This window comes from Serratia sp. J2 (assembly GCF_046269175.1).
Taxonomy (GTDB): Bacteria; Pseudomonadota; Gammaproteobacteria; order Enterobacterales; family Enterobacteriaceae; genus Chania; species Chania fonticola_C.
Genome location: NZ_JBKABN010000030.1, coordinates 60,149 through 67,327, shown reverse-complemented (window position 1 = coordinate 67,327; position 7,179 = coordinate 60,149). Strand labels below are relative to the sequence as shown.

The following is a 7,179-nucleotide window of genomic DNA, read 5'->3' as shown; positions in this document are numbered from 1 at the left end:
TCTCCCTGTGGGAGAGGGTTAGGGTGAGGGGCATCACTACTCCAACAACCCACGCTGGCGCAACGTGAATCGGGTCGCTTCGTTCAGATCGTAGCTGGCCAGTTCTTCCTTCCGCACCCAGGCATAGTCTTCAAACTCATCATTCAGCGTGATGGTGCGGTTGGCGGCATGGCAATCAAAAATCAGGTAAATCATATAGATTTGCTCTTTGCTGCCGTCTTCGTAGGTCTTTACCCGCACGTCATCGCGAAACGTCCAGGGTTGAATGCGGTCCAGCACCAAATCACTACCCAGTTCTTCACTTACTTCACGACGTAACGCCTGCTCGATGGTTTCCCCTGGCTCGGTCCCGCCGCCGGATAGCGCCCATTGGCCGGGGAACACCCCTTTATGGGCCGCCATTTTGCACAGCAGATAGGCGTTATCGTTTTCAATTAACGGGCAAACAATAATACGTTGACGCATCGTAACTCCATGTTTCAAGGGCATCATATTGGTGCAACGCATTATACGCCAGTCACCAGGTCGGAGTTTTAAATTCTCATCTTCCAGTTTTAAGCGGTAACGGGGATGAGAACCGCGATCCTCATCCCGCTGGCTTACAGTTTGGCCCGGTACTCGTCTTCCAACCGGCTCATTGAGGCCCAGAATGGGCTTGGTGTCCGCTCCAACAGGCGATCGGCCAGCAGATCCAGATGAGTATGCCAGCCGCTGGCAACGCTGAGCAGGGTATCGCGGTTGGCCAGGCGGCGATGGGTAAGAGTCAACAGCACCTTATCCTCTTGCTCGGTCAGTTCAATAGTGACTTCAGAAGGGCGGGCTTCCCCTGTTTCTGCCCAGGTAAAGCTCACCAGGCGCGGTGGCAGAATGCAGGTGATATGCCCCATCTGGGCGATTTTACCGGCGCAGGATTTGTATTTTGCCGGCGGTTTTTCATCCTCGCCGGCCAAATCGGCATTGCAGAACAGTAGCTCGATCTTGGCCCCGACCTGCATGGGCATCTCACCGGCGGCCAGCCAGCTGGCACGTTTATCGGATTCGATCAGGTAGGCCCAGACGCGTTTGAGCGGGCCGGGCAGCAGCCGCTGGATCCGCAGCGTACCGGTTTCAATAATCATACCGTAGTCGTTCATGGGTTCACTCCGTCGGAGGATGCGAGTCGGCCTGCAACAGCGCTTGTTCTAGCGCGTCCAGCCGCTCATTCCAGAAATGTTCGTAGGTTTGCAGCCATTGCATGGCCTGCACCATTGGCTCGGGAGCGAGCCGGCAGATATGGTTTCTTCCCTGCACGGTGCGTTGCACCAGCCCGGCAAGCTCCAGCGCTTTGATATGCTTGGAAACTCCGGCAAACGACATCTCGAACGGCGCAGCCAGTTCACCGATGCTGTGTTCGCCTTCGGCCAATGTGCGCAAAATGGCGCGCCTTGTCGGGTCGGCCAGTGCGTGGAAAATGGCGTCCAGCGGAGAGGAAGATAATTTAACCATATGGTTAAATATAGAACGTCAACGTCAATACTCAACCGGTTTGTTGAATATTTTTTAACCTTGTCACAATAAAAGTGTGGGTAAGGCGTTACGCCGGAGAACGATCGAGCATAGTAAGGGCGACATTCACCGCTTTTTCCAGCCGGGCACGGCTCACGCCATCCCGAGCCTGAACGGACAAGCCATGCAGGAACGCCGCAAAATAATCGCCAAGGCTCTCTGCATCGCTGTTGGCGGGCAGTTCACCAGCCTGAATCGCAGCCTGTAATCTGTCGATAATGCCTTGGGTGCGCTGTTGGCGGTGTTCCATCAACCAGCGCCTGACGCCCTGATTTTCTTCACTGACGCTGACCGCAGATGAAACCACCATGCATCCTTGGGGAAGTTCACCGTGGCTGTAGAGGGCAACCGCGTCGTTCAGCATCTGTTTGATGGCTTCACGCACACTGGCTTTTTCTTCGAACGCACGCTCGGCAAAGCCGCCTTCGTGGGCTTCGTAGTGTGCTATTGCTTCACGAAACAATAGCTCTTTCGAACCAAAGGCCTTGTAGATCCGCGCCGAGGCAATGCCCAGTTCGGCCACCAGGTCGGACATCGAGGTGCCTTCAAATCCCTGTCTCCAAAAAAGGTTCCGTGCTTGCAATAGGGCCTGTTCACGGTCGAACTCTCTGGGTCTGCCTGCCATCGTCATCTTCTCCGGTGATTTTGCTGCGGGCTACAGGATCGCTTAAATGGCGGATAACGCCAACGAATTTCAAAATCCTCTTGCCGATAATTGGATTTAAGCCTATTGTTTGTCAATCGACAAACAATAGGAGAGACGATGAAAACGATCAAAGGCCCCAGCCTGCACCTTGCCCAATTTAGTGATGCAGCTCCTCCGTTCAACAGCCTGCCGACGATTGCCGCCTGGGCAAAAGAGACCGGCTTTAAAGCTTTGCAGATCCCTGCGTGGGATAGCCGTTTGTTTGATGTGAAAACGGCGGCGGAAAGTCAAAGTTATTGCGATGACATCACTGGCATGCTGGCGCAGCACGGCCTGGTGGTCAGCGAATTGACCACGCATATTTTCGGGCAACTGATGGCGGTGCATCCAGCCTACGATGCGCTATGCGATAGCTTTGTACCGGAGGGGCTGCGTGGCGATCCGCAAGGGCGAACGCTTTGGGCCAAAGAAAACCTGCTGCTGGCGGCAAAAGCTTCTGCACGCTTAGGCCTGACTGAAATGGGCACCTTCTCCGGTTCGTTGGCTTGGCCCTATCTGTTTCCATTTCCGCAACGGCCTGCAGGGCTGATTGAAACGGCCTTCGATGAGCTGGCCAAACGGTGGTTACCCGTGCTCGACGCCTGTGATGAGCAGGGCATCAACCTGTGTTATGAGATCCACCCCAGCGAAGATCTGCATGATGGCATTACCTTTGAAATGTTCCATCAGCGCGTTGCGGCTCATCCACGCTGCCAAATGCTGTTCGATCCCAGCCATTTCGTGCTGCAACAGCTCAACTATCTGGAATTTATTGATATCTATAAAGATCATATCCGTATGTTTCACGTTAAGGACGCGGAGTTCAATCCAAGTGGTCGGCAGGGGATTTATGGCGGCTATCAGTCCTGGGCGGATCGGGCGGGGCGGTTCCGTTCATTAGGGGATGGGCAGGTGGACTTTAAAGGCATCTTCTCCAAGCTGACGCAGTACGATTATGCCGGTTGGGCCACGCTCGAATGGGAATGCTGCCTGAAGCATCCGCAAACCGGGGCCGAAGAAGGAGCCGCGTTTATCCGCAACCATATTATTCCTGTCACGGATAAAGTGTTCGATGACTTTGCCGGTGCGCCGGTCAACCAACAACAAATCAACGCCTTGCTGGGCATTCGCTAACCTCCGGAGCACCTTATGACTATGCTGACTCACGGGCCATTATCCAATGGGCTCGAGGCCGAACACATCTATATTAAAATCAACGGCCACCGTATTCACTGCGCCATCGCCGGAAGTGGGCAACCGGTGCTGCTGATCCCTGGCTGGCCACAAACTTGGTACACCTGGCGTTACGTCATGCAGGCGCTAGCTAATGCAGGCTTTCAGGCTATTGCTGTAGATCCTCCTGGTATAGGAGACTCGGACAAACCCCTCGGCGGTTATGACACCGGCAGCGTTGCCGAAAAACTCCATCAGGTCATGGCGCAACTGGGACATCAGCGCTATGCGGTGATCGGCCATGATATTGGCATGTGGTTGGGTTATGCGTTGGCAAGCGATTACCCTCATGCGGTTAGCAGACTGGTGCTGACCGAAGCGGTGATCCCCGGCTTGGCAGAGGCACCGCCGATCTTTGTTCCCGCCGAGGACAACATCTTCCTGTGGCATTTTATGTTTAACCAGCTAACCGACCTGCCCGAAGCCTTGACCACCGGCCTAGAGGCTGAGTATCTGGGGTACATTTTCCACCGCTGGTCTTACCGACGCGATCGAGTTGCCGCAGAAACCTATATCGCGGCTTACTCGGTGCCTGGTAGCTTGCGGGCCGGTTTTGATTATTATCGGGCCATACCGGAGACCATTCGACAAAACCAACAACGGGCTAAAACGCCCCTAACGATGCCAGTAATGACGATTGGCGCAGAGCATGCTACCCGCGATGCGCCATTCCTTACCTTGCAGGGCAAGGCTCGTCAACTCCAAGGGGAGGTGGTGCCTGGCTGTGGGCATTTCATTACCGAGGAGTGCCACGAAGAATTTGTCGCCCTGATCCTGCCTTTTTTACAGGAGGGTAAAGCTCATGCCGTTGGATAAGCAGATCGCGCTATTTTTGCAGCAACAGGACGATGCGCCCGCATCATCCTCATTAGAGGAGCTACGTGCGCAGACGGCAGTTGAGTTACAGCGCTTGCAGGGTGCACCCCAGCCCGTCCAGAAAATAATCGAGTTCCATATCCTGGTTGACGGTGGGCAAACTATTCCCGTGCGCGGTTATATTCCCCTAAATGCATTGGAGAATATGCCGCTTCCGGCGATGGTGTTCGCACACGGCGGCGGATGGTGTCTGGGCTCGCTTGACGTTTACGATGAGCCTTGCCGCGCGTTGGCCAATGCCACTGGGCGAGTGATCCTGTCTGTCGACTATCGCCTGGCACCGGAATATCCTTTCCCGACGCCGTTGCATGACGTTTATCAGGTGCTATGTTGGGCCTCGGAACAAGCAGCGCACATCGGCATTGACCCTCTGCGAATTGCGCTTGGCGGGGATAGTGCGGGAGGGAACCTGGCGGCAGCGGCCGCTCTGATGGCCAGAGATCGGTCAGGGCCAACAGTAGAGCATCAATACCTGCTTTACCCTGCATTGGATAGCGGGATAGCGACGCCAAGCTTTGCCGCTTATGGTGAAGGTTACTACTTGACGCAGGAGATCATGGGTTGGTGCTGGGCAAACTACCTTGGGCAGGATACCGACTCTCGGGAGCCTTACGCTTCTCCTTGGTATGCGCCAACGCTGACAGGTTTACCACCAGCGACGATCCTGGTGTGCGAATACGATCCGCTGCGGGATGAAGGTGAACGCTATGCGCAGCGATTACAAGAAGCCGGCGTTAACGTAAATTGCCAGCGTTTGCCTGGGATGGTGCACGCTTGCATGCATATGACTGGGTTGACCCCGGCGGCCCTGGCTCTATTTACTGCGCTGGAGGCTTTGTCTTAATTTGCAGTCCGCCAGGGAAGGCGGGACAATAGACCTGTTTATGTGGTTTTGCACTATCCTTGTTACATAAGACTCACCTTGTACGATCAAATAGTTAAGGAAGATGCAATGTCCGCCGAAGGTAGTAACAAGAGCAGCTTGACGCTGATGGCAGGTGGCGCACTGGGCGTAGTATTTGGCGATATTGGTACCAGCCCGCTGTATACCTTGAAAACCGTGCTGTTTCTGTCTGGGGATGCACCAACACCGGCGGTGATCCTCGGGTTGCTGTCGCTCATTTTCTGGACCTTGGTGATCGTAACCTCGGTTAAATACGCCACTTTTGCCATGCGCATCGATAACAACGGTGAAGGCGGTATTCTGGCGCTGATGTCGTTGTTGGTCAGCAAAAAGAGCACTCGTCCGGTGGTGATATTTGCCGGGTTGTTTGGCGCGGCACTGATCTACGGCGATGGGGCCATTACCCCGGCGATTTCGGTGCTTTCCGCGCTGGAAGGGTTGAATATCGTCCTGCCGCAGTCCAAGCCTTATATCCTGCCCGCAACCGTGGCGATCCTGGTGAGTCTGTTTGCCATTCAGGCGCTGGGCACGGCCCGCATCGGTAAAGTGTTCGGGCCGATTATGGCGCTGTGGTTCGCGGTGATTGCGGCGCTGGGAATTTGGGGCATTATCCAATACCCGGCGGTGTTGATGGCGATCAACCCGGTGTATGGCTTTGAGTTTCTGTTTTCTAACGGGATGGTCAGCTTCCTGGTGCTAGGCGGGGTATTTCTCTGTGTGACCGGCGCGGAAGCGTTGTATGCCGATATGGGGCACTTTGGTAAAAAGCCTATCTGGCTGGCCTGGTTTGGCATCGTGTTTCCCAGCCTGCTACTGAACTATGCGGGGCAGGCAGCCTTGATCCTGTCCGGTGCCGACGTGACACAGAACATCTTCTTCCGTTTGTGCCCACCGGTGTTGCAAATCCCACTGGTGATTTTGGCCACGCTAGCCACCATTATCGCCAGCCAGGCCATTATCAGCGGTGCGTTTTCCATGACGCGTCAGGCTATCCAACTAGGGTGGTTACCGCGTTTACGGGTTAAACAAACCACCGAAGAGAGCTACGGGCAGATCTACATTGGCGCGATCAACTGGCTATTGATGGCGGTAACGGTGTTCCTGGCGGTGTTTTTCAAATCCTCTGATAATCTGGCGGCGGCTTACGGGATCGCCGTTTCCCTGACCATGATCATGACTACGGGGCTGTTGTTTGTCGCCATGCGCGAAGTGTGGCAATGGAGCCTGGCGACCAGCCTGATGGTGGCAGGAGGCTTTTTCGTCGTCGATCTCAGTTTCCTGGTTGCCAACATGAGTAAGGTGTTGGAAGGCGGTTATATGCCGCTGTTACTGGCGGCTGCGGTGTATGCCGTGATGCTGATTTGGCACCGCGGCGTGGTGTCCGCCTCGCAAACCCTGGACGAAAAAGTGGTGCCGGTGACCACCTTTATGACGGAAATTGAACAAAAGGCTATCCCTCGGGTACCGGGCACGGCGATTTTCCTGACGCGCTCCCAAGGAGGGACGCCGCCGGTAATGAAATGGCACGTGAAACGCAATGGTTCACTGCATACCGACCTGCTGGCGTTGAATATCGTGGTGCAAAACGTACCGCGAGTGGCCGACGAAGAGCGGTTAACCATGACCGAACTGGCCCCCGACTTCTGGCGTGGCGTCGCTCATTATGGTTTTATGGAGCGGCCAAACATTCCTCAGCTGTTACGTCATCTGGAAGCGCAGCAGTGCGGTTTCAATCTCAACGACGTAACCTACTATCTGGGGCACGAAACCATTGTCAAACGTGAAGGCCGTGGCGCGATGCCAGCATGGCAGCGTAGTCTCTTTGCCCTGATGGTGCGTAACGGCATGCATGTGACCGATTATTACTATCTGCCTAGCGATCAGGTGGTTGAAATCAGCCGTCGCGTACCGGTTTAAATCCGCCCTAAAAGATAAA

At 55.0% G+C, this 7,179-nt stretch carries 8 protein-coding genes; 4 read left to right on the top strand and 4 right to left on the bottom strand.

Annotated elements, in window-relative coordinates; translation table 11 throughout:
• Nucleotides 1-36: 36 nt before the first annotated feature.
• From nudI to ACKWMY_RS23645, 4 genes are all read right to left on the bottom strand, one after another.
• Nucleotides 37-465, bottom strand: coding sequence for a nucleoside triphosphatase NudI (gene nudI, locus ACKWMY_RS23660; protein ID WP_024531293.1), 429 nt, complete (start codon nucleotides 463-465; stop codon nucleotides 37-39).
• Between the two features lie 134 nt (nucleotides 466-599).
• Entirely contained in the window at nucleotides 600-1,133 is a 534-nt protein-coding gene (locus tag ACKWMY_RS23655; RefSeq protein WP_024531294.1) for an SRPBCC family protein, read from the bottom strand.
• Between the two features lie 4 nt (nucleotides 1,134-1,137).
• A complete protein-coding gene (locus tag ACKWMY_RS23650; protein WP_409487164.1) occupies nucleotides 1,138-1,485 on the bottom strand; it encodes an ArsR/SmtB family transcription factor in 348 nt (115 codons plus the stop codon).
• A gap of 88 nt (nucleotides 1,486-1,573) precedes the next feature.
• Nucleotides 1,574-2,170 (bottom strand): TetR/AcrR family transcriptional regulator, encoded by a 597-nt coding sequence (locus ACKWMY_RS23645; protein WP_409487163.1) that lies wholly within the window; start codon nucleotides 2,168-2,170, stop codon nucleotides 1,574-1,576.
• Nucleotides 2,171-2,308: 138 nt separating this feature from the next.
• Here ACKWMY_RS23645 and ACKWMY_RS23640 point away from each other — a divergent pair, with 138 nt between their 5' ends.
• The 4 genes from ACKWMY_RS23640 (at nucleotide 2,309) to ACKWMY_RS23625 (ending at nucleotide 7,160) form a co-directional block, all read left to right on the top strand.
• Complete coding sequence (locus tag ACKWMY_RS23640; RefSeq protein WP_199063089.1) at nucleotides 2,309-3,364, top strand: sugar phosphate isomerase/epimerase; 1,056 nt, start codon at nucleotides 2,309-2,311, stop codon at nucleotides 3,362-3,364.
• Nucleotides 3,365-3,379: 15 nt separating this feature from the next.
• Nucleotides 3,380-4,279 carry an alpha/beta fold hydrolase gene (locus tag ACKWMY_RS23635; RefSeq protein WP_409487162.1) on the top strand — a complete coding sequence of 300 codons (900 nt, stop codon included), beginning with the start codon at nucleotides 3,380-3,382 and terminating at the stop codon, nucleotides 4,277-4,279.
• On the top strand, nucleotides 4,266-5,183 hold the full coding sequence (locus ACKWMY_RS23630) for an alpha/beta hydrolase (protein ID WP_309046421.1): 918 nt from the start codon (nucleotides 4,266-4,268) through the stop codon (nucleotides 5,181-5,183). The genes ACKWMY_RS23635 and ACKWMY_RS23630 overlap by 14 nt, the downstream gene beginning before the upstream one ends.
• A gap of 108 nt (nucleotides 5,184-5,291) precedes the next feature.
• A complete protein-coding gene (locus tag ACKWMY_RS23625; RefSeq protein WP_024531299.1) occupies nucleotides 5,292-7,160 on the top strand; it encodes a potassium transporter Kup in 1,869 nt (622 codons plus the stop codon).
• Nucleotides 7,161-7,179: the final 19 nt, after the last annotated feature.

Bases quoted from the DNA above. Each gene is read 5' to 3' on its own strand.
- nudI (WP_024531293.1), bottom strand. From the start codon at position 465: ATGCGTCAACGTATTATTGTTTGCCCGTTAATTGAAAACGATAACGCC.
- ACKWMY_RS23655 (WP_024531294.1), bottom strand. From the start codon at position 1,133: ATGAACGACTACGGTATGATTATTGAAACCGGTACGCTGCGGATCCAG.
- ACKWMY_RS23650 (WP_409487164.1), bottom strand. From the start codon at position 1,485: ATGGTTAAATTATCTTCCTCTCCGCTGGACGCCATTTTCCACGCACTG.
- ACKWMY_RS23645 (WP_409487163.1), bottom strand. From the start codon at position 2,170: ATGGCAGGCAGACCCAGAGAGTTCGACCGTGAACAGGCCCTATTGCAA.
- ACKWMY_RS23640 (WP_199063089.1), top strand. From the start codon at position 2,309: ATGAAAACGATCAAAGGCCCCAGCCTGCACCTTGCCCAATTTAGTGAT.
- ACKWMY_RS23635 (WP_409487162.1), top strand. From the start codon at position 3,380: ATGACTATGCTGACTCACGGGCCATTATCCAATGGGCTCGAGGCCGAA.
- ACKWMY_RS23630 (WP_309046421.1), top strand. From the start codon at position 4,266: ATGCCGTTGGATAAGCAGATCGCGCTATTTTTGCAGCAACAGGACGAT.
- ACKWMY_RS23625 (WP_024531299.1), top strand. From the start codon at position 5,292: ATGTCCGCCGAAGGTAGTAACAAGAGCAGCTTGACGCTGATGGCAGGT.